The sequence below is a fragment of the Desulfovibrio piger ATCC 29098 genome (assembly GCF_000156375.1).
Classification (GTDB): Bacteria; Desulfobacterota; Desulfovibrionia; order Desulfovibrionales; family Desulfovibrionaceae; genus Desulfovibrio; species Desulfovibrio piger.
The window spans coordinates 139,166-160,587 of record NZ_DS996360.1 but is presented as its reverse complement, the minus strand read 5'-3'; the positions used below and the strand labels follow the sequence as shown (position 1 = coordinate 160,587).

Here is a 21,422-nt window from a genome sequence, read left to right as displayed (position 1 = left end):
GCCATTCCTTTATCGGCTAACATGCTATCCAGTAAATTGAATAATGTGCGCCTGCTTTTTCTTTTCAACAAGAGAACCAACATTATTGAGTGCTGCAATTTTTCTCTCTTCATTACCGTGCATATATCGTGCAGGCATAGCAACTTGCTTCCAACCAAGTAAATCCATAAGGGAACGAATATCTAACTCCTGCGAGAGCATTGTTGCAACTGTGTGACGCAGCGAATGATAGGAAATACGATCGAGTTTATCACGGTTTTCATTTAAACTAAGCTCTTTAACTACTTGTCTAAAAGAATGTGGGGCTTCTTTGTAAATTTTACCTCTTGTATTCAAAAATACATTTTCATGATTTTCCTTTCTATTAAGAGATTCTAGAAATGTTTTAAGCGAATTTGATATAGGAATAATACGTAAATCATTATTTTTAGTTTTTTTGAATATAATTCCACTTTCTGTAATATCTCCCCATTTTAATCCTGCCGCTTCACTAAATCTACACCCAGTTAAAGCACCGAATACAACAATATTATAAGCATTTATATCCCTCATCTTTAGATTATCAAGAATTTTTACCATTTCACATTCTTCAATAACACGTGTCCTCCTATTATTACCTATATTTGATAAACCTAGTTTTTTCATTGATGGAATAGTTACTGCAAACCCACGATCTCTAGCGCATTTCAAAATTCGACACAATGTACCATAAATATATCTCTTTGTAGCAATAGTAAGATTTGCTTTATCTAAAGGCTGCAATATCTGTTCCCAATCCATCATATCAATCTGTATCAAAGATTTTTTTCCCAATACTGGCATAATCCAGTTTCGGTAGTAAGAAAACTCTTTTTCATATGATGATGCTTTTTTGCTACGTTGAGCAACAGGCTTGAACTCTTGTTCAAAGAAAGCATCTAAAGAAACGAGCTGCCGTGCTTCCATCTGTTCCTGAGCCAGCTTCTTTTTTCTCTCAAGCTGGTTGAGATGGCGCATCTCTGCCAAGGTTTGTGGCCCGTTTCCTGTACGCCAGTTTTCACGAAGCATGGCCAGCAAACGTTGAGCTCTCTTCAGCATACTTTCGCCGGGAACCCTGTTTTCACTCTCCCATCCTAAGCTCTCTGTTTTTATCTTCCCTTCTAACCGGTAAACGAGCGTGTAGTATCTGTCTGGTCTCTTCCCGTACTTCCTCTGGGGGTGCTTGTAGTAGCGGATCCCTTTTCCCTCCGAAAACCATTTGATTCCCATGACGGCACCTCTTTACAACTCTTTTACAACATTTTCTCCTGAAATAGCCCTAAGTCAAGGGATGCTATGTGAAGAGCTATTTCATATTTTTCCAATAAAATCAATATGATCATTAAAAAGCATGACCTTATATGAAAATGCTAAAAAGGGACTTAAAATCCCTCGGCCACCGGCTGTGCCGGTTCAAGCCCGGCTCCGGGTACCAGAACAAAAAAAGCCGTTGCAGACCTGTCTGCGACGGCTTTTTCCGTTTCTCAAGCAGCCCATCCCCGGCGGGAAAAACCCGCAGCCAAAAGGAGAAGCCGGGCAGGCCCGGCCATCTCACCCGGGGATCGCCCAAGCCAGAGCGCGTCCCAATATCAATAAGAGATGGCCTCGAAAACGCCCTCCACCCGGCAGGTTCCACCATGCAGGTGCAGCATGCCGGAAAGGCTGTCCTGCATCTCCAGCACGGCCTCGTCCCGCAGGGCCAGCGTCGAGCAGCGTGACGCAAAGAGCAGCGTTTCGGAGCCCGCCAAACGATAAAGGCCCTCCCCTTCGCGGGTGACGGTGACCTTATGGATCCCCCGCCGCAGGCGCTTGCGGGCATAGACAGTGTCCACGGTGCAACGCGTGCCGTTCGTGAACACCAGTTCGCCAAAGCGATCCGAGCGCAGCAGGGCTCTTTCCTGGAAAGCCCGTACGGAACAAAATCTTGTTTTGATGAGGATGTCCCGGTCGAACGCGGCGTAAAAATCGTCGGAAGTCCGGGTCACGGTGACGGGGTGTTGCCCGGCCGGGCAGGTGCTGGCGGAAAGGAGCAGGAAGATCAGGGCCAAAAGGGTCCGTTGCATATGGTCTCCGGTAAAACGTTCCAGCGCCGCGGCATCTTCCCGCGTCCCTTCCGGTGCGTTTCCCATGCCTTCGAGGGAACGAGCGGCAATGCCCGCTGTCCATCAGCAAAACGGACTCGAAGGGAAACGGCCATCAGGGCCATGGCGGGGCCGCCCCGCAGGCAGCGCCTTTTCTGCGCAACTACGGGAAATGCCGGCCAAAGTCCAGCGCCGTCAGGTGTTCCCCGTGATGCGGGCATCTTCCGGCATCCTGCAAAGCGCCGCTCCCCGCTCTCCTGAGGTATCGCCGCTGCCGCACCGGACGCAAAACGCCCTGTCGCGCATCACCGACTTTCTCAAAGCGCCTCTTGGCGCACGCGTCCTCCCCCCGACCGCGCTTGCCACTCAAAAGGATGGCCCGCCGACCCGCCGGAGAGTGCCTCTCTGCCTCGACCTTTACGGGCCCCCGCGCTATACTGGCAGGGTGTCCGCGCAGGCCGCGGACGTTCTTTCCCTCTTCCGACCGGGAGGTCTACCATGGACGCCCTGCAATGCATCCTCACCCGCCGTTCCTGCCGTTCCTATGAGGACCGGCCCATCCCCAAAAAAGAGATCCTGGAGCTGCTGACCGTCGGCACCAAGGCCGCCACCGGTTCGGGCATGCAGCCCTGGGGCTTCGTGACCCTGGAAGGACGGGAAAAGATCGCCGCCCTTTCCGACGAGATCAAAGCCTGGCTCAAAGAGAACTTTGCGGATTTCCCCTGGCTGGCCCAGTACAAGGAATGGCTGGACAACCCCAACTACAACATTTTCTACGACGCCGACAACGTCATTTGTGTTTACGGGGATACGGCCTCGCACTGGTATGTGTATGACGGTACCCTGTGCACGGCCAACATCATGCTGGCCGCCCACGCCAAGGGCATCGGCTCCTGCTGGATCGGCTTTGCCCAGGACTTCATGGACCGGCCGGAGATCAAGGCCCGCTACAAGGTGCCGGAACGGTGCCGCTTCGTCAGTGCCCTAAGCCTGGGCTATGCCAAGGGGCATCTGCCCGAAGCCCAGCGCAAGGAGCCGGTCATCTTCAACGACTAGCCCCGGGACGGGCAGCCGCCGGAGAAGGCCGTTTCGGGACGGGCCCTGCGCCGTGACGGCGGCAGCACCGAAACATCATCCTGCCCACGGGCATCATCCTGCCGGAACCAAATAGCCCGGCACGAGCGGCAGACAGCAGAACGCGAAAAGGCGGATCCGAGGATCCGCCTTTTTTCATCATATGCGTCAGGCAGGGCCCTGCCCGTCAAGGACAGCTCCCTTCCCGCCGGCTTATGGAAAGCCCCGGCTAGGCTTCTTCCGCCGCAGGGCGCCCCTTGCGGCGCAGAGCCTGCCAGCCTTCGTGCACCAGCACCAGCGACAGCGCCAGCAGCAGCACGGCGATGACCAGTTGCAGGGCCGCCACGGCGCCGCCCGTCCCGGCCAGCAGGGCGCGGCCCTGGGCCACGATGCCCAGCACCAGGGCCGAGAGCGTCACCAGCAGCATGAAGAGCATGGGCAGCAAGAACATGCCGTTGCGGCGGGCAAGGTTCTGGAGCCAGCAGGCCACGGCCAGCAGGGCCAGCGCGGCCAGCAGCTGGTTGGCCGCGCCGAACAGGGGCCAGATCTTGGCATAGCCGCCAAAGCCCAGGCTCATGCCCAGGCCCACGGTCACCAGCGTGGCCACATATTTGTTGACCAGCACGGCCCGCCAGCCGCGCACGTCCTTCACGCTCTGGCCCGGGGCCAGCCACAGTTCCTGGAACATGTAGCGGCCCAGACGGGTGGCCGTATCCAGCGAGGTCAGACAGAAGGTGGACACGGCCAAAATGATGAGGCCGTAGGTGACGCCGCGGGCGCTCTCGCTGCCCAGGCCCACACAGGCCAGCATCTGCGACAGGCCGTCGGCCAGCACCTGGGTGGGCGTCTGGCTGGTGAAGGCATGGCCGTTTTGGGTGAAGATGTAGCCCACGGCGATGAGCGAGGCGATGCCCAGCGCGCTCTCGATGAGCATGGAACCAAAGCCCACCAGACGGGCGTCACGCTCGCTGCTCAGCTGTTTGGACGTGGTGCCCGAGGCCACCAGCGAATGGAAGCCCGAGATGGCCCCGCAGGCCACGGTCACGAACAGGGCCGGGAAGAGGTACTGGCCGTTGACCTCGAAGGAGGTGAAGGCGGGCAGCTCGATGACCGGATGCGCGGCCACGATGCCCACCACGGCGGCCAGCATCATGGCATAGAGCAGGAAGGAGCTGAGATAGTCGCGGGGCTGGAGCAGGATCCAGACGGGCGTCACCGAGGCCACGAGGATGTACAGGCCCAGCAGCCACATCCAGGTGTCGTAGCCCGCATAGAGGGGGAAGCGCAGGCCCAGGGCGATGACGCCCACGATGCCCGCCACGCCCAGCAGGGTGGCCCTGCCCAGAGGCATCTCGAAACGGTAGACCAGCAGGCCGAAGATCACGGCCAGCACGATGAACAGCAGGGAGATGGTGGCCGTGGAGCCGTTGACGTGGTTGTGGACCAGCGCGCCCGAGACATCGGTCATGAAGCCGTTGAAGGTGCCCGCCACGATGGAGGCGAAGGCCCCCACCACCAGCACCAGGGTCAGGAAGGAGAAGATGACGAACAGGCGCTTGGCCCGCAGGCCGATGCTGCCGGCGATGACCTCGCCGATGGAGCGGCCCTTGTTGCGCAGGGAGGCGAACAGGGAGCCGAAGTCATGCACGCCGCCGAAGAAGATACCGCCGACGACAACCCAGATGAAACAGGGCAGCCAGCCGAAGACGGCGGCCTGGATGGGGCCGTTGATGGGCCCGGCCCCGGCGATGGACGAAAAATGGTGCCCCAGCACCACCGGAGCCCTGGAGGGCATGTAGTCCACGCCGTCGCGGAACTGGTGGGCCGGTGTGGGCCGGGAGGGATCGACGCCCCAGACCTTTTCCAGCCAGGCGCCGTAAACGAAATAACCCAGCCCCAGCAGGGCCAGGCCGCCAAGGAGCAGATACAGGGAATTCATGATGCACGCTCTTGAGGAAAAAGGGACGGGAACGCCCTGCGCGCCAGCGGCAGCAGGGTGGCCCGGGCTGCCTTGTTGCAGGCGCAGGCGGCATCGGAGGGGACGGTGTCGCGCCACGGCGCGGAAGGCAGGATGAGGGCCAGCGCGCTCAGACGCATCCAGCCGCGCAGGCCCAGCCAGAAACTCTTGCAGACACGGCAGCGCTCCACAGCGGCCGCCGCATCCTGATGCCATGTCCGGCAAAGGATGATGACGCTCACATACGAGGCCATGTGCTCGTCATGGGGGCGGATGCGCTCCTTCCCCCAGGCCAGGGCACCGTCACGGATGCGCTCCCAGGCGGCCATGTCCAGCCGGGGCAGGCAGTGGACCTGCACGTATTCGTGCGTCTCCGCAGCCCAGAGCGTGGCCTTGCGGTGCAGCACATAGGCCTCGTCACGACGGTGGAAGGCGGCGATGGCGCGCAGGCTGCCGGGCCCGTCCTGCCGCTCCACATCGAAGCTCGCGGCGGTCAGGGCCGCCAGCAGGGCGTCCAGCCGTCCGTCCGGGGCGCTCTCCTCCCCGGCGGGGCGGGACTGATCAGCGCGGGCTCCCGCTCCTGAAGGGTCATCCTTCTCCATGACAAAAACTCCCGTCTCCCGGCCGTCGCCCTGTGCGGACAGGCGGCGTGCCGGGGACGCCGGGGATGGCCGCCCTGCCGGGCACCTCCCCGCCAACGTATCAGGCCCTGTCCAGGGGCCAGGGTTCCACGGAAAATTCCAGGCTCTCGGCCATCTCGGCCAGGGCCCGGCGCAGGGCCTCTTCCCGGTGCGGCGAAAAGACCAGCTTGAGCAGGGCCGTGCGCGGCTCCAGCACGGTGAAATAGGCCGTGTTGTCGTAGCCTTCCAGCAAAAAGCGGAACAGGGCCGTATCCTCCGCGGCCAGACGCACCAGCAGCCTAGCGCTGCGTGCCGGGAGCGGCAGGGGCGGCGCGGGCTTGCGCGGTTTGCGCAGGGCCGGGGGCAGGTGGGCCTCCCGCAGGTGGAAAGGACAATGCGGCCGGGGCTCGTGTGCCATCAGTACCACCCCAGGTAGCGCATCAGGGCCACGAAGCCCATGGAAAAGGCGATGGTGCCGAAAAAGCTCTTGCTCCACCAGGCCACCAGCAGGGCCGGGATGGCCGTCATCAGGAAGAGGTTGTGATGCGTGGGCATGAACTCTCCCTGATAGATGAAGACGTCCGGGCCCAGCAGGGCCGCCATGACCGCCACGGGCACGAAGGAGAGCCAGTGGCGCAGCAGGTCGGGCAGGCTCTCGGCATGCAGGTACATGACCGGCCCCACACGGGGGATGACCGTCACCAGCATGCAACCCACCAGACAGAAAAGCAGTTCCGCGTGCTGCTGTATCCAGATCATGCCGCGTCCTCCTCTTTCTTTTCCGGCAGGGCGCTCTTGTTGCGGTGCAACAGGATCACGCCCAGCGTGGCACCCAGCACCGTGGCCACCACCACGTTCCACTGGCCCATGCCGGCCAGCTTCAGGCTCAGGGAAAGGATGGCCGTCACGATGGCCACCAGCACATGCAGGCGGCTGACGCACTGCGGCACCAGCAGGGCCAGGAACATGGCCGTGAGGGCGTAGTCCAGGCCCAGGGGCTTCACGTCATGGACGAGACCGCCGCAGAACACGCCGATGACCGTCCCCAGCACCCACGAGGCGTGGGCCGTGAGGTTGCAGGTGAAGAGCGTGGCCGTGCACAGCTTCCAGCCGCGCTGGAAGGCCGTGATATGCACGCCGAAGGTCTCGTCCGTCATCTCGCAGCCGAACAAAAAGCGCTGCCAGCGCTTGAGCGGCGCCAGCGGCTCGGCCATGGCGGCGGACATGAGCAGATGACGCAGATTGACCACGAAGACCGCCACGATGACGGACATGGCCCCCACACCGGCCCCCCACAAGCCGGCGCAGACGAACTGCCCGGAACCGGCGAAATGGAACACCGACATGGCCACCACCAGAGCGGGCGGGATGTTGCTCTTGACGGCCAGCACACCAAAGGCGAACGCCACCGGCACATAGCCCAGCACGATGGGCAGGGCCCGGCGCACGCCATCCATATAGGGAGATGCCACAGCAGCCTCCTCTCCTGAAAATGAAAGGGTCTTCCTAGCCCTTTTTCTCCCCCTTTGGCAAGGGCTCCCGACGGGAGGCGACGCTCCGTCCGGGCGGCGCTCCGGATCACACGGACCGGCCGGGGATGCCCCCTGGCCATCCTGAGGCTGCCATCCCCCGGTACGCAGGCCCCGCCACGGCGGCATGTGCCCCTGCTCTTGCCAAAGCGGGACTTTTTCGGGACAATTTTTATTTTCAAACCTTCAGTCTTTTCCCGAGGCCGCATGTCCGCCCTGTCGTTCTTCGCTCCTCGCGCCCTGCCGCCGGATCTGGCGGCCAAGACACGTTCCCTGACCTGCCTTTCCCTGCTCTGCTTCGCTCTGGCCGACGTCCGCGACGGTCTGGGGCCCTTTTTGGGCATCTTCCTGCAAAGCCACGGCTGGACGCCGGACAGCATCGGTTACGTCATGACCATCGGCGGTCTGGCGGGCATGGCCGTCACCGCACCCCTGGGCGCCCTGGCCGACGCCACCCGCCGCAAACGCCTGCTGCTGGCCCTGGCATCGCTGGGCATCGTGGCCGCCCTGGCCCTGATCTTCCTCTGCCAGCATCCGTTGCTGGTGGGCGGCGCCCAGATCGTCCAGGCCGTCTGCGCGGCCGCCATGGCCCCGACCATCAGCGGCCTGACCCTGGGGCTGGCGGGCCAGGCCCACCTGCCCGCCCAGCTGGGACGCAACGAGGCCTGGAACCACGCGGGCAACGGCCTTTCCGCCATGCTGGGCGGGGCCATCGGCTACTGGTACGGAGTGCCCGGCGTCTTCGTGGTCATGAGCTGCATGCTGCTCCTCAGCCTCTACGCCCTGCACGGCATCGCGCCCCGCGACATCGACCATGCCCAGGCCCGGGGCCTCGCCCCCGAGGCCGGACACGCCACGCCCGCACAGCGCGCGGCCCTCTGGCACGGCCCCGCGGCCCTGCCCGTGCTCTGCGTGGGTCTGGTCATGCTCTTTTTCCATCTGGGCAACGCCCACATGCTGCCCCTGCTGGGCCAGTCCGCCGTGGCCCGCTTCGCCATCAACGGCGCGGCCTACACCGCCGCCACCGTGGTCATCGCCCAGGGCACCATGATCCTCGTGGCCCTGTGGGCCGCCCGCCTGGCCCGCAGGCGCGGCTACGGCATCCTGCTCTGGTGCGCCCTGCTGGCCCTGCCCCTGCGCGGCTGCATCGCGGGCTTCTGGCACAACCCGTGGAGCATCCTCCCCGTCCAGATGCTGGACGGCGTGGGCGCGGGCATCCTGGGCGTGGTCACGCCCGGCCTGGCCGCCCGGCTGCTCAACGGCACCGGCCACGTCAACCTGGGCTTGGGCGTCATCATGACCCTGCAGGGCATCGGCGCCTCGTGCAGCGCTTCCTACGGCGGGCTGGTGGCCCATCTGCTGGGCTACGGTCCCGCTTTCCTGGCCCTGGCGGCCGCCCCCTGCGTGGCCCTGGGCATCCTGCTGGCGGCCGTGCGCCGGCTGCCGCGCCTGCACCACGCCCTGCGCCCCCCGGAGGACGGCTAGGCCCCCCCCTTCCGGCGATATATGTCGAGAGGAAAAGGCAATGACACTTTTGCAGCAAACATGTTACTCCCCACATGTTGCTACAGGCCGCGGGCGATGCTATACAGCCATCCTTCACGAGCGGTTGCGCGGAACACATCATGCATGACAAGGAGGTCACGATATGAAAAAAGCTCTTGGTCCCGTCACTCTGGCCTACCCCATGCCGGCCTTTCTGGTGGCCGCCTATGATGAAGAAGGCAAAGCCAACATCATGACCGCCGCCTGGGGCGGCATCTGCTGCTCCAACCCGCCCTGCATCGCCGTGTCCGTGCGGCCCGAACGCTGGACGCACAAGGCCATCGTGGCGCGCAAGGCGTTCACGGTCTGCGTGCCCTCGGCGGCTCAGGCAGCCATGGTCGACTTTGCGGGCATGGTCTCCGGTGCCAAGGAGGACAAATTCTCCGCCACCGGCCTGACCGCCGTGCGCAGCAAAGTCGTGGATGCTCCCTATGTGGACGAATGCCCGCTGGTGCTGGAATGCGAACTGCAGGCCACGCTGGAACTGGGCAGCCATACCCAGTTCGTGGGCCGCATCCTCAACGTGGGCATCGAGACCGACTGTCTCAACGAAAGCGGCCAGCCCGACATGTACCGCATCGATCCCCTGCTCTACGACGGCGGCCAGAAGCAGTACTGCCGCGTGGGCGAGCCGCTGGGCAAGGCCTTTTCCCTGGGCCGCCAGTACGGCCTGTAACATCCGAACGTCCGCGCCGTCCTCCGGGACGGCGCTCAACACCTCTACGCTGGAGAACAGACGACAATGAGCGCTTCCAAAGTCTATTTCACCGACATGCGCTGCCCCGTGGGCACCGGCCTGCTGGACAAGCTGAAAAAGCTGATCGAAAAGGCCGGCATCGACAGCATCGACATGGACAGCAAGTTCGTGGCCATCAAGATCCACTTCGGTGAGCCGGGCAACCTGTCCTTCCTGCGTCCCAACTTTGCCAAGGTGGTGGCCGACAAGGTGACCTCCCTGGGCGGGCGCCCCTTCCTGACCGACTGCAACACCCTGTATGTGGGCCGCCGCAAGCATGCCCTGGAACACCTGGCCGCCGCGCAGGAAAACGGCTTCTCGCCCCTGAGCACCGGCTGCCAGATGATCATCGCCGACGGCCTCAAGGGCACCGACGAGATGGAAGTGCCCCTGGAAGGCTGTGACCACTTCCAGAGCGCCTTCATCGGCCGCGCCATCATGGATGCCGACATCTTCATCAGCCTGACCCACTTCAAGGGCCACGAGCTGACCGGCTTCGGCGGCGCCATCAAGAACATCGGCATGGGCTGCGGCAGCCGTGCGGGCAAGATGGCCATGCACAGCATCGGCAAGCCCAGCATCGACGCCGAAAAGTGCCGCGGCTGCAAGACCTGTACGCACTACTGTGCCCAATCGGCCATCAGCATCGGCGAAGACCACAAGGCCCGCATCGACCATGACCTGTGCGCCGGTTGCGGCCGCTGCATCGGCGTGTGCAACTTCGACGCCATCAGCAATGCCTTCGACGCCGAGAGCACCATCCTCAACGAGCGCATGGCCGAATACACCAAGGCCGTCATCCAGGGCCGCCCGCACTTCCATGTGAGCATCGTCAACCAGGTCTCTCCCTACTGCGACTGCCACGCCGAGAACGACGCCGCCGTGGTGCCCGATATCGGCATGTTCGCCAGCTTCGACCCCGTGGCCCTGGACCATGCCTGCATCGACGCGGTCAATGCCGCGCCCGCCATCAGCACCAGCGTGCTGGGCCAGTGCGCCCACGAGCACAACGACCACTTCACCGACATCCATCCCAAGACCAACTGGCGCAGCCAGATCGAGCATGCCCAGAAGATCGGCATCGGCAACGTGGATTACGAGCTGGTGACCGTGAAGTAAGGACGGCTCCTGCCCTCCCGCTGTCCGAAGACAGCAATGCCAACAAAAAAACGGCGTCTTTCGACGCCGTTTTTTTATGGTCTTTTGCCTGCCCGGGATCCGTCCCGGCAGGACACGCTAGCGATAGAGCAGTTTTTTCCAGAAGAATTTGATGTTGCCGTCGGCACTGGGCGCGGGCTCCCAGCGCAGGATGGTGTCCGCCATCTTTTCCAGCCCCCGGCAGACGGGGCTTTCCGGCAGGCAGCGGCAGAAGGGCTGCTGGCGCACCACGGCCTCGTGCACACCGGGGTCACGGGGCAGCACACCGGCCAGATCCAGCGAGACCCCGCCCAGGAAGTGGTCGCAGACGTCCGTGAGACGCACGAACATCTCGCGGGCGCTCTTCATGTCCTGCGCCATGTTGACGCAGACCTGGAAGCGGTCCACGCCGTGCTGCGTCTTCAGCACCTTGATCAGGGCATAGGCATCCGTCAGCGAGGTGGGCTCGGGGGTCAGGACGAGGAGCCGTTCCTGCGCCGCCACGTTGAAATAGAGCACACTGTCGTTGATGCCCGCGCCCGTGTCCACGATGAGGAAATCCAGATCGTTTTCCAGCTCGTCCATGGCATCCAGCAGTTCCAGCTTCTGCCCCGAATTGAGCGCCAGCATCTCGCTGACCCCCGACGAGGCGGGCAGGATGGAAAAGCCGTATTCCGTGGGCAGCAGGATGTCCCGCAGGGACGCCCCCTCATGGAACAGGTGGAAGATGTTCTTTTCGGGATGCAGGCCCAGCAGCACGTCCACATTGGCCAGCCCCAGGTCGGCATCCAGAAGCAGCACACGCTTGCCGCGCGCCGCCAGGGTCAGGGCAAGATTGACCGAGATATTGGTCTTGCCCACGCCGCCCTTGCCCGAGGTGACGGAAAATACCAGAGGATAACTGCTGTTCATGCGTGCTCCAGATGTCAGGTCTTGCCCTGACAGAGTACGATATCTGCCTGTCCCGTCAAGAGCATGGGGACAGTCCCGCCCCGCGCGCATGCCTGCCGGGGAAGGACGGGCGCGCCCCCAGACCCGGTACATGACAAAAGCACCGGTACCGGCAGGGGGCGCCAGAAAAGATCCGGCCTGCCGCAGGCATCGGGGCTTCCCGGGACGCATTTCCAGCATGTGCCGGATCCCGGACATCCCGCATCCGGTCCTGTGACGGGACGCAAAGGAACCGGAAGGTACAGCGTCGTGAGAGCTGTTCCCGTTATGCCTGGGCATCGGCCACCGAGTCCCGGTCTAGCTCCTCTCCATCCTTCATCCTTCCTGCAGGCGGTTGCAGCTCACTCCATAGCTGGAATCCGCCAGAGAAGTCGTCGTGTCCTCTCCTGAGACATGGGCATGTATCCGGGCAAGCTCCTGCGACTGCTCCAGCCGGGCAAGACGTTCACCAAGATCAGCATTTTTTTGCCACAACAACCTGTTTTCCCTGTTCAGATCCCGGCGCTCCGCTTCCAGCTGCTCCAGACGCTCCTGCAACCAGAGGCAATGGGCCCGCAAGGCGTCATTCTCTGTCTTGCAGTCCTGACCGGGCGCCATCTGACAGACTAATTCTCCGGTCGTCGGGATTTTGCCCTCACGGGGATGCCCCGGCCTGTTCTTCTGCCGATCCTCCTCTCCCGTGCCGTCCGGGGCATGCATGCTCCCCACCCCGGACATCAGCCAGGAAACATTGATCTGACATTTATTACAAATAGTTAAGACAACATCGGCATTGGGACAATTTTCCCCACGTTCATAACCGCCGAGAGCGCCCTTGCTGATGCCCAGCAGGCCGGCAAAAGCCTCCTGGGACATTCTGCCCCGCACATGACGGATGCGTTCTCCAAGTTTCTGCATATGTTTTCATCCTTGACCCACCCCAAAGAAGAACAATAAATCAGCTATAAACAAAAAATTAGATATAGATGTACATTTTTTATTTACTCAGTCTGAAAACTGTCCTAACAAAAGAGCGTGGGCGCTATTTTGTTCCATTCCCCATCATCATCAGGAACATCATAGCCGCCCACATTTGCGAACGCAATGCTGTTATGTGGAATATATCTATAATACAGTATATTTATTATCATTACCCACAATAGTAGCATCCTGCCTCATGTCCTCTATTTTCGAAGCTGGCGTATGAAGTTGCCTAGGCGGGACCAACGAGAAAACAGTGCATATAATCGCCACGCCCACGTGTAACGAGAGTCTGGTCCACGGCATGCATGGCGATCAGACGCGAGCGCCACAGACGCCGGGGCCATTCGATCCAGTTTTCCCAACTGTCATATCCAGGGAGGTTCCCAACAGCACGGGACACGGCACGACAGGATCAGGCTGCTGCCCCCGTATAATTTTTTACTGATACACCAGCCTAAAGATCTGTGTATCCACACAACCCTTTGAGCTGATTGGACAGCTCCCGTGTCTGCCGGACCTGTAGCGCCTGCCAATGCTCTTCTGACGTATCCGCTTGCCGCGTCTCTCCCGTCAGCACAAGGCCGACTCTCTTCCGGCGGCCGAAGCCCCTCCCGTCCCGGTTTTCCCGGCCGTTTTGTATTGCCGCTCCAAAGCGCGCATGATATACTTCCGCGCACGCAGTCCAGCGCGACCGGGAAGATCACGCGCCGGCGGGGGATGCCGGCAAGCCGTATGCGGCGCTGCGCCTTCCAGACCTTCAAGACAGGAGCATGTTCATGGATCCGTTTGACGCGGGTTGGCTCTCTCTGCTGCCGCCCATCATCGCCATCACCCTGGCCCTGATCACCAAGGAAGTCATTTCCTCCCTCTTCCTCGGTATTCTCAGCGGCACCGTCATCTATTGCCTGGGCATGGGCACGGGCGACCTGATCATCAAGCCCGTGGAGATCGCCTTCAACACCATGGTGAGCAAGGTCGATTTCAACATCATCATCTTCTGTACCCTGCTGGGCGCGCTGGTGTTCACCATCTCGCGTGCCGGCGGTACTCGTGCCTACGGCAACTGGGCCACCAAGCGCATCAAGAGCAAGCGCGTGGCCATGCTCTCCACCGGCGGCCTGGGCGCCTTCATCTTCATCGACGACTATTTCAACTGCCTCACCGTGGGCACGGTCATGCGCCCGGTGACGGACCGTTACAAGATCTCCCGCGCCAAGCTGGCCTACCTCATCGACGCCACCGCCGCCCCCATCTGCATCATCGCGCCCATCTCCAGCTGGGCCGCCGCCGTGGGCAGCAACCTGAAAGCCACCGGCGCCTTTGAGAGCGACTTTGCCGCCTTCGTGGCCACCATCCCCTACAACTTCTACGCCCTGTTCTCCATCATCATGGTGGTCATGGTCTGTCTGGGCAACTTCGACTTCGGCCCCATGCGTAAGGCCGAACTGCGCGCCCAGCAGGGCGAACTGGGCAATGTGGATGCCGAACAGGCCGAGCTGGGTACCAGCGCCAAGGGCAGCCTCATCGACATGCTCCTGCCCATCGGCAGCCTGATTTTCTTCGCCGTGGTGGCCCTGCTCTACAGCGGCGGCTACTGGGGCAGCGATCCCGCCTACCACACCCTGGCGGCCGCCTTCGGTAACAGCAGCGCCTCCGAGGCCCTGGTCTGGGCCTCCTTCGGTGCCATCACCGTGGCCTTCTTCCTCTTCGTGCCGCGCGGCCTTATGAGCCTCAAGTCCTTCATGGACTGCGCCGGCGAAGGCATGAAGGCCATGATGCCCGCCAACACCATCCTGGTGCTGGCCTGGACCATCAGCGGCGTGTGCCGTGACCTGCTGCAGACCCCGCTCTTCGTCAAGACCATGGTGGCCGACGGCGGCATCTCCGGCGGCCTGCTGCCCGCCATCATCTTCGTGGTGGCCGGCTTCCTGAGCTTCTCCACCGGTACCGCCTGGGGTACCTTCGGTATCCTGATCCCCATCGTGGTGCCCGTGGCCCAGGCCGTTGATCCCAACCTGGTGCTGGTCTGCCTGTCCGCCACCCTGGCCGGCAGCGTGTTCGGCGACCACTGCTCTCCCATCTCCGACACCACCATTCTGTCCAGTGCCGGCGCCGGTTGCGCCCATCTGGAACACGTCTCCACACAAATGCTCTATGCCTGTGTGGTGGCGGCCAGCAGCACGGTGGGCTATGTGGTCTCCGGCCTCACCCACGGCAGCCTGCTGCCCGGCTTCGCTTCCGGTCTGGTCTTCATGGTGGTGACCATGCTGGTGCTGCGCCAGCGCAACAAGCAGAAGGATGCTGCCCAGGCCTAGCCCGGGCTTTCCGCGCTACTGACGAAAAAGGCGCTTCCCTTCGGGGAGGCGCCTTTTTTTGCGTCATGCGGATGACCGTGAAGGACACGACGTCAGGAGGCGGGATCCTCGTCCTTGTCGTGTCCCTTGCTGCCCTGCAGCTTGCGGAAGATGGTGCTGCGGTTGACCTGGAACAGCTCCGAGACCCGGCGGACGGAACCGTGCACCTCGATGGCCCGGCGCAGAAAGTCCCGCTCCATGTCGGCGATGATCTCGCGCAGGGGCCGGGCCTGCATGAGCACGGCATCCAGATGGCCGCCGCTCTCGTCGTGCAGGCCGCTGATGTTGGACGGCAGGTCGCGGGGCGAGATGCGGGGCCCCTGCCGGGTGATGACCAGACTGTGGACCAGGTTCTGCAATTCGCGCACGTTGCCCGGCCAGCGGTACTGGGCCAGCATGTCCAGCGTGATGTCCATGAAGGCCAGTTTCTTGCGGTATTTGGTGGTGTACTGGCGCAGGAAGAGTTCCGCCAGCACGCGCACGTCCTCGGGCCGCTCGCCCAGGGGCGGGATGCGTACCGTGCCCACGTTGAGACGGTAGAACAGGTCACGGCGGAAGGTACCCGCCTCCACGCATTCCTCAAGGTTGCGGTTGGTGGCGGCGATGATGCGCACGTCCACCTTGCGGGGCTGGGAGCTGCCCACGCGCACGATCTCGTTGTCCTGCAGCACACGCAGCAAACGGGTCTGCATGGACAGGGGCAGCTCGCCCACCTCGTCGAGGAAGATGGTGCTGCCGTCGGCGATCTCGAAATAGCCGGGCTTGCCCTTGCTGGACGCACCGGTGAAGGCGCCGGGCACGTAACCGAAGATCTCCGATTCCGTCAAAGTCTCGGAGATGCCGCCACAGTCCACCTTGAGCAGGATCTTGTCCTTGCGGCGGCTCCAGCGATGGGTCAGGCGGGCGAACACGTCCTTGCCCACGCCGGTCTCGCCCATGATGAGCACGGTGGCGTCCGTGCTGGCGTAACGCTTGAGCTCCATGGCCACCGACTGCATGGCGCTGCTGGCAAAGACCGGTTCCAGATCGCGTCCCTGGGACTGGGCCACGAAGGCCAGCTTGTCGTTGATTTCCTTGATGAGCTTGCGCTGTTCGCCGGTCTGCTCGTTGAGCTCGGCCAGGCGGGTCTCGTCGCGCACGAAGGTGACCACCAGGCAGACCCGGCCCTTGTCGTCAAAGACGGGCGCGCCGGAAATGACCACGTTCTTGCCGTCCTTGAGCTTCTGCATATAGGTGGCGGGCTTGCCCGTACGCACCACTTCGGGGTTCAGGGCCAGGTCGAAGAAACCTTCGCTGACCAGGTCGCGCACGTTCTTGCCCCGCAGATCCCGGGCGGGCACCCCCACCAGATCGGCATACATCTGGTTCACATACAGGGTGGTGCCCATGGCGTCGGAAATGAAAACACCGTCGGAAATGGTATCGAGGATGGAAGTGAAGAATTTGTGCCAGTTGACCATATCCGCTCCTTGAGAAGGCAAAGGGGCAAAAAAAGGGGCCGTCCCCGAAAGACGGACCCTTGCGGTTGGACGAAAGCCCGGCCTAACGGGGGATGATGACGCGATCCCCCAGGGTGGCGACGGCGATCTTCTGCAGGGCGGCAAACTTTTTGTCGTCCAGCGTCACGTCGCCCATGGGGGGCACACGGTCCAGGAAGGTGTATTTCTGTGTGCCCAGACGGTGATAGGGCAGCATCTCGTACTTCACATGCCCGAAGGGCTTGAGGAAGTCACAGATGGCCTTGATGTCCGGGCCATGATCGTTGAATCCGGGGATGACGGGCGTACGGGCCGTGATGGGCAGATCCGGGAACTCCGTCACCAGGGTCTGGAAATTCTTCAGGATGAGGTCGTTGGGCATGCCGGTGTGCTTTTTGTGCACCTCGGGATCCATGTGCTTGATGTCGAACAGCACATAGTTGAGGTACTGGGCCGCCTCACGCACCACATCGGTGGGGACGAGACCACAGGTCTCGATACAGGTCTTCACACGGCGCTCACGGGCCAGGCGCAGCAGATTGAGGGCAAACTCGCTCTGCAGCAGGGGCTCGCCGCCGGAGATGGTCATGCCGCCACCGGAGCGAGCATAAAACATGGCATCTTCCTGCGCAACCTTGAGGGCCTCGGCCACGGTGTAGGGCTTGCCGTAGACGATGATCCCCTGGGCCGGACAGGCTTCGGCACAGGGCATGTCCTTGCAGCCCACGCATTTGCTGCGGTCGATGGCCACGAAACCGTCCTCGCGACGGGACAGGGCGCCGTTGGGGCAGGCCTTGAAGCAGCGGGTGCACTTGTCCGTCCCCAGGCAGCGGCCCTGGTTGTAGGCCAGCTCCGGTTCCCTGTGCTGGGATTCCGGGTTGCTGCACCAGCGGCAGCGCAGACCGCAACCCTTGGTGAAGACGATGGTACGGATGCCGGGACCATCATGCACGGAATATTTCTGGATATTGAAAACGAGGCCGCGCGCGTTGTTGTTTTCGATCACGGGGTCACCGCCGGAGAAGTTGAAGGTTGACAGGGGGAAGGACTGAAAAAACGCCAAGGCCTCCGGCCTCCCCGCAGGGCAGCCGGAGGCGGTACAGGCCGGCGGCGGCACGGGGCCGCCGCCGTTGATGACCGGAACTAGATGGTGTCGTGTTCGGTACGGGCGATGAGGTCGTTCTGCAGGTCGGGGGACAGGTCCACGAAGTAGGCGCTGTAACCGGCGATACGCACGATCAGGTTGCGGTACTTCTGGGGATCCTTCTGGGCGGCCAGCAGGGTGCTCTTGTTCACCACGTTGAACTGCACGTGCCACAGCTTCAGGTCGCAGAAGGTGCGGATGAAGGACACGAGCTTTTCGGTGCCCTGTTCGCCTTCCACGCACTTGGGCGTGAACTTGATGTTCAGCATGCGGGCGAAGCGGTCGCGCATACCCATATTCTTGGTGTTGTAGTTGGACAGCAGGACGGCGGTAGGACCGTTGACGTCGGCACCATGGGAAGCGGAGGAACCGTCGGACAGCGGGAACCAGTCCACGCGGCCGTTGGGAGTGGCGGACACCACCTTACCGAAGGGCACGTGAGAAGTGAAGGGCACATAGCGCACGTTGTAGAACATGCCCAGGTCCTTCTGGCTGTACTTGGCGGCGAATTCCACGGACAGGCGGTCGATCTCGTGACCGATGCTGTCGGCATAGGGATCGTTGTTGCCGTAGCAGGGAGCGGACTTCAGCAGGGCCTTCACGTCTTCGTAGCCTTCGAAGTTGGCGTCGATGGCCTTGATGACTTCGTCCATGGTCAGCTTCTTGTCTTCGAACACCAGCTTCTTGATGGCGGACAGGGAGTCCACCACGGTGCCCAGGCCCATGTATTCGAAGTAACCGAAGTCGATACCTTCGGGGATGTGGGTCTGGTGCAGGTCGATGCAGTGCTTCATGCACAGGTCGTGCATGGCGGAGCCCATGGGCTGGGCGAAGTGCTGGGCACGCAGGTTGTTGACGATGTACTGCTGGGTGAAGGCGGTACGCAGGAACAGCATGTGCTGCTTCACATAGGCGTTCCAGAATTCGTCCCAGGTCTTGAAGTTGCGGGGATCGCCGGTCTCTTCGCCCAGCACGATGTCGCCGTACTTCTTCATGCGGCCGTTACGCAGCACCATTTCCACAGCAGCGGCGAAGTTGATGTAGGCACCGCCGGAGGTGAAGGTGTCGCGGTTGGGCATACGGGCTTCGGTGCAGCCGGACACGGCGTAGTCCAGGGCTTCTTCGAAGGTGGCACCCTTGGCCACGTACAGGGGCACGACTTCTTCGTCGTTGATCAGTTTGGGGAAGCCGGAGCCGTCCTTGATGGTCTCGGCCACGTCCCACAGGTAGCTTTCAGGCGAGCGGCTGTGGATACGGGCGGCCAGGTCGGGGTAGTGCAGCGGGAATTCGCGCTTGGACTTCAGGATCAGGTGGGTCAGTTCGTTGGTGGCGTCGCGGCCGTCGGGGGTCTGGCCACCCACGGTCACGGCTTCCCAGTGGGCGTAACCTTCGTTGAAGGCGCCGCCGCAGGGAGAGATGTACATGTCGATGAATTCGGCCATGCCCACCCACATGCATTCCAGCAGTTCGATGGCCTTCTTGTTGTCCAGGCTGCCGTTTTCGATGTCCTGCTGGTAGTAGGGGTACAGGTACTGGTCCATACGACCGTTGGAGATGGTGGTACCGGTCTTCTGTTCGATACGGGAGAACATCTGCACGAACCACTGGCTCTGGCAGGCTTCCCAGAAGTCGCGGGCGGGTTCGCCGGGCACGCGTTCGGCGTTGGCGGCCATGCGCAGCAGTTCGGCCTTGCGGACGGGATCGTCGGTCTTTTCGGCCACCTTGCGGGCTTCTTCAGCGTGACGCTTGGCCCACAGCACGATGGCGTCGCACACGATCACGACGGCATCCAGGAAGGGCTTCTTTTCGCACATGTCCTTGGCGCTGGCGGGATCGAGGGCGGCCAGCTTTTCCTGGGCTTCGCGTTTGATGTCGTTGAAGCCGCGCTTAAGGATCTTGCCGTAGTCATGCACCCACTGGATGGAGGAACGGAAAGAGGAGGTCTCGTTGACGATGAAGCGGGAGATCAGGCCCTTGGGATCGTCGTAGGTCAGCTTGTGGATCTCCGGCGGCAGAGCGGCGGCCAGAGCTTCGTGGTAGGTCTTGCCCTTCCAGTAAGGAGCGATCTCTTCGATCACGCGCTTGGCGTCTTCAGCGGTGATGGTGGCAGGAGAGGTGGCGCGGGTGGGCAGGTCTTTCACGGCCATGTCCAGGAAGTCACCGTCCAGTTCGGGGTACAGGATGCCGTAACGGCCGTCGCAGCCGGCGCGGCCCAGCAGCAGCTGGTCGTCCTGCACGTACACGGTGATGTTCTTGGCGATGTGCATCAGAGCCTTGGCCCAGCGCAGCACCAGGGGCTGGCCTTCGGTCTCCTGCATGGACTGGGTGAAGTACAGGGCGCGTTCGATGTCGATGCGGGGCTTCATGCCGTCGAAGCGTTCCAGCATGCGGAACACGCGCTCGTGGGTGGCGCGGAAACGGTCGACCTTGCCTTCGATCTTATCGAGCAGGCGCTGTTCCTGGGGGGATCTGCATTCGCAAACGGTCTGAGACATATCTGTTCTCCTCTTGAAAGGGTGTTTGACATATTTCGCGACGAATCGCTTGCGAAATAAATAGCAATGCCTGTGCCATTTTTGTAACATATTGTTTTTTTAGTATATTTTTTTAGCTCCCCTGGCAAGCATATCAAAATGATGCAAATCTGCGCCTAAAATTTTTTTTCACAGCCTTTTCGGAGGCCGATGATGCTAAAATGCATCATTTTCAAGGCCATGAAAACAGTACCAAATGCGGAATTCTGGCTGTGAAGGCTTGACGCCCCGATACATCAAAAAAGATTCCTTCCCGAATTTCCTCCAACCTCAAATGATGCATTTTTGCACCCGAAACGTAATAACAGTTATCATAACATCCTCATAAACCCCTAAAATAACTGGCGCTTGTTGAAAAAAAATTTTTGCTCGTTTAGATATAACGTTACCTGTGAGATATACTGCCTGAGGTAGCCTCCTGCCGCAGGCCCCAGCCAACAACCAAGGAGTTCACCCATGAAAGTTGTCGACTTTCGATTCCGGCCCAACACGCCGGAGATCATCAACGGCATCAAGAACAGCACCATGTTCAAGGCTGCCTGTGAAGTCATCGGCTTCGACCAGCGCAAGCCCCAGCCCCTGGACGAGATCGTGGCCGACCTTGACGCCATGGGCGTGGAACTGGGCGTGATCACCGGTCGCGACGCCGAGACCACCTACGGCTTCCCGGCCAACAACAACAGCGTGCTCGAATTCTGCCGTGCCTATCCCAACAAGTTCGTGGGCCTCTGGGGCATCGACCCCCACAAGAAGATGGCCGCCGTGCGCGAGATCGAAAAGGTCGTCAAGGAATACGGCATGAAGGGCATCGCCATCGACCCCTATCTGGCCCACATGCCCGCCAGCGACGCCCGCTTCTACCCCCTGTACACCAAGTGCTGCGAACTGGATGTGCCCGTCTTCATCACCATGGCTCCTCCGCCGTGCGTGCCCGGCGCCATCCTGGAATACGCCGATCCCCGCGACGTGGACAAGGTCGCCCGTGACTTCCCCGAGCTGACCCTGATCATGAGCCACGGCGGCTACCCCTTCGTGGATGCGGCCATCTACACCTGCCAGCGCAACGCCAACGTCTACATGGACATCTCCGAATACGAGCGTTCGCCCCAGGTCGAGACCTATGTGAAGGCCATGTGCACCACCATCAGCGACAAGGTGCTCTTTGCCAGCGCCCACCCCTTCATCGAGCTGCGTGACGCTCTGGACGCCTATGCCGCCTTCCCCTTCACCGACGAAGTGCGCAACAAGATCATGTACGAAAACGCCCGCAAGGTCCTGAAACTGGCCTAGCCGCACCCAAG

Annotated in this window: 18 protein-coding genes; 6 read left to right on the top strand and 12 right to left on the bottom strand. The window is 61.5% G+C overall.

Features of this window, described 5'->3' with window-relative positions:
- Positions 1-24: 24 nt before the first annotated feature.
- Positions 25-1,248 (bottom strand): tyrosine-type recombinase/integrase, encoded by a 1,224-nt coding sequence (locus tag DESPIG_RS13345; protein ID WP_006008868.1) that lies wholly within the window; start codon positions 1,246-1,248, stop codon positions 25-27.
- A 359-nt stretch (positions 1,249-1,607) separates the two neighbouring features.
- Positions 1,608-2,081 (bottom strand): hypothetical protein, encoded by a 474-nt coding sequence (locus tag DESPIG_RS11415; RefSeq protein WP_040370034.1) that lies wholly within the window; start codon positions 2,079-2,081, stop codon positions 1,608-1,610.
- A 516-nt stretch (positions 2,082-2,597) separates the two neighbouring features.
- Between DESPIG_RS11415 and DESPIG_RS11410 the strand changes: the two genes are divergently transcribed.
- A complete protein-coding gene (locus DESPIG_RS11410; protein ID WP_006008861.1) occupies positions 2,598-3,155 on the top strand; it encodes a nitroreductase family protein in 558 nt (185 codons plus the stop codon).
- Positions 3,156-3,402: 247 nt separating this feature from the next.
- Here the strand turns inward: DESPIG_RS11410 and DESPIG_RS11405 are convergent, their stop codons facing one another.
- From DESPIG_RS11405 to DESPIG_RS11385, 5 genes are all read right to left on the bottom strand, one after another.
- Positions 3,403-5,112, bottom strand: coding sequence for a carbon starvation CstA family protein (locus DESPIG_RS11405; RefSeq protein WP_006008857.1), 1,710 nt, complete (start codon positions 5,110-5,112; stop codon positions 3,403-3,405).
- Positions 5,109-5,732: a DUF8052 family protein gene (locus tag DESPIG_RS12965; RefSeq protein ID WP_006008854.1), complete on the bottom strand. Its 624-nt coding sequence runs from the start codon at positions 5,730-5,732 to the stop codon at positions 5,109-5,111. The genes DESPIG_RS11405 and DESPIG_RS12965 overlap by 4 nt, the downstream gene beginning before the upstream one ends.
- A 100-nt stretch (positions 5,733-5,832) precedes the next feature.
- Positions 5,833-6,168: a DUF4911 domain-containing protein gene (locus DESPIG_RS11395; protein WP_006008852.1), complete on the bottom strand. Its 336-nt coding sequence runs from the start codon at positions 6,166-6,168 to the stop codon at positions 5,833-5,835.
- On the bottom strand, positions 6,168-6,509 hold the full coding sequence (locus DESPIG_RS11390; protein WP_006008850.1) for an AzlD domain-containing protein: 342 nt from the start codon (positions 6,507-6,509) through the stop codon (positions 6,168-6,170). Before DESPIG_RS11390 ends, DESPIG_RS11395 begins: the two co-directional genes overlap by 1 nt.
- Entirely contained in the window at positions 6,506-7,222 is a 717-nt protein-coding gene (locus tag DESPIG_RS11385; RefSeq protein WP_246118332.1) for an AzlC family ABC transporter permease, read from the bottom strand. The genes DESPIG_RS11390 and DESPIG_RS11385 overlap by 4 nt, the downstream gene beginning before the upstream one ends.
- Before the next feature lie 264 nt (positions 7,223-7,486).
- On the opposite strand from DESPIG_RS11385, the gene DESPIG_RS11380 reads away from it, so the two are divergent.
- The 3 genes from DESPIG_RS11380 (at position 7,487) to DESPIG_RS11370 (ending at position 10,679) form a co-directional block, all read left to right on the top strand.
- Positions 7,487-8,764 carry an MFS transporter gene (locus tag DESPIG_RS11380; protein ID WP_006008847.1) on the top strand — a complete coding sequence of 426 codons (1,278 nt, stop codon included), beginning with the start codon at positions 7,487-7,489 and terminating at the stop codon, positions 8,762-8,764.
- 163 nt (positions 8,765-8,927) lie between these two features.
- The gene (locus tag DESPIG_RS11375; protein ID WP_006008845.1) at positions 8,928-9,500 is read left to right on the top strand and encodes a flavin reductase family protein; all 573 of its coding nucleotides are present in this window, start codon (positions 8,928-8,930) and stop codon (positions 9,498-9,500) included.
- Positions 9,501-9,566: 66 nt separating this feature from the next.
- Positions 9,567-10,679, top strand: a complete 1,113-nt coding sequence (locus tag DESPIG_RS11370) for a DUF362 domain-containing protein (protein WP_006008842.1) — start codon at positions 9,567-9,569, stop codon at positions 10,677-10,679.
- 117 nt (positions 10,680-10,796) lie between these two features.
- Here the strand turns inward: DESPIG_RS11370 and DESPIG_RS11365 are convergent, their stop codons facing one another.
- Positions 10,797-11,609 (bottom strand): MinD/ParA family protein, encoded by an 813-nt coding sequence (locus tag DESPIG_RS11365; RefSeq protein WP_006008840.1) that lies wholly within the window; start codon positions 11,607-11,609, stop codon positions 10,797-10,799.
- 354 nt (positions 11,610-11,963) lie between these two features.
- Complete coding sequence (locus DESPIG_RS12960) at positions 11,964-12,545, bottom strand: helix-turn-helix domain-containing protein (protein ID WP_006008838.1); 582 nt, start codon at positions 12,543-12,545, stop codon at positions 11,964-11,966.
- Positions 12,546-13,387: 842 nt separating this feature from the next.
- Between DESPIG_RS12960 and DESPIG_RS11355 the strand changes: the two genes are divergently transcribed.
- Entirely contained in the window at positions 13,388-14,926 is a 1,539-nt protein-coding gene (locus DESPIG_RS11355) for a Na+/H+ antiporter NhaC family protein (RefSeq protein ID WP_040370099.1), read from the top strand.
- A gap of 92 nt (positions 14,927-15,018) precedes the next feature.
- Here the strand turns inward: DESPIG_RS11355 and DESPIG_RS11350 are convergent, their stop codons facing one another.
- The 3 genes from DESPIG_RS11350 to hpsG form a co-directional block, all read right to left on the bottom strand.
- Positions 15,019-16,425, bottom strand: a complete 1,407-nt coding sequence (locus DESPIG_RS11350; RefSeq protein ID WP_006008830.1) for a sigma-54 interaction domain-containing protein — start codon at positions 16,423-16,425, stop codon at positions 15,019-15,021.
- 82 nt (positions 16,426-16,507) lie between these two features.
- Positions 16,508-17,449, bottom strand: coding sequence for a (2S)-3-sulfopropanediol dehydratase activating enzyme (gene hpsH / locus DESPIG_RS11345; protein WP_040370098.1), 942 nt, complete (start codon positions 17,447-17,449; stop codon positions 16,508-16,510).
- A gap of 137 nt (positions 17,450-17,586) precedes the next feature.
- Positions 17,587-20,082: a (2S)-3-sulfopropanediol dehydratase gene (gene hpsG / locus DESPIG_RS11340; RefSeq protein WP_006008826.1), complete on the bottom strand. Its 2,496-nt coding sequence runs from the start codon at positions 20,080-20,082 to the stop codon at positions 17,587-17,589.
- Between the two features lie 495 nt (positions 20,083-20,577).
- On the opposite strand from hpsG, the gene DESPIG_RS11335 reads away from it, so the two are divergent.
- Positions 20,578-21,411, top strand: coding sequence for an amidohydrolase family protein (locus DESPIG_RS11335; protein ID WP_006008822.1), 834 nt, complete (start codon positions 20,578-20,580; stop codon positions 21,409-21,411).
- Positions 21,412-21,422: the final 11 nt, after the last annotated feature.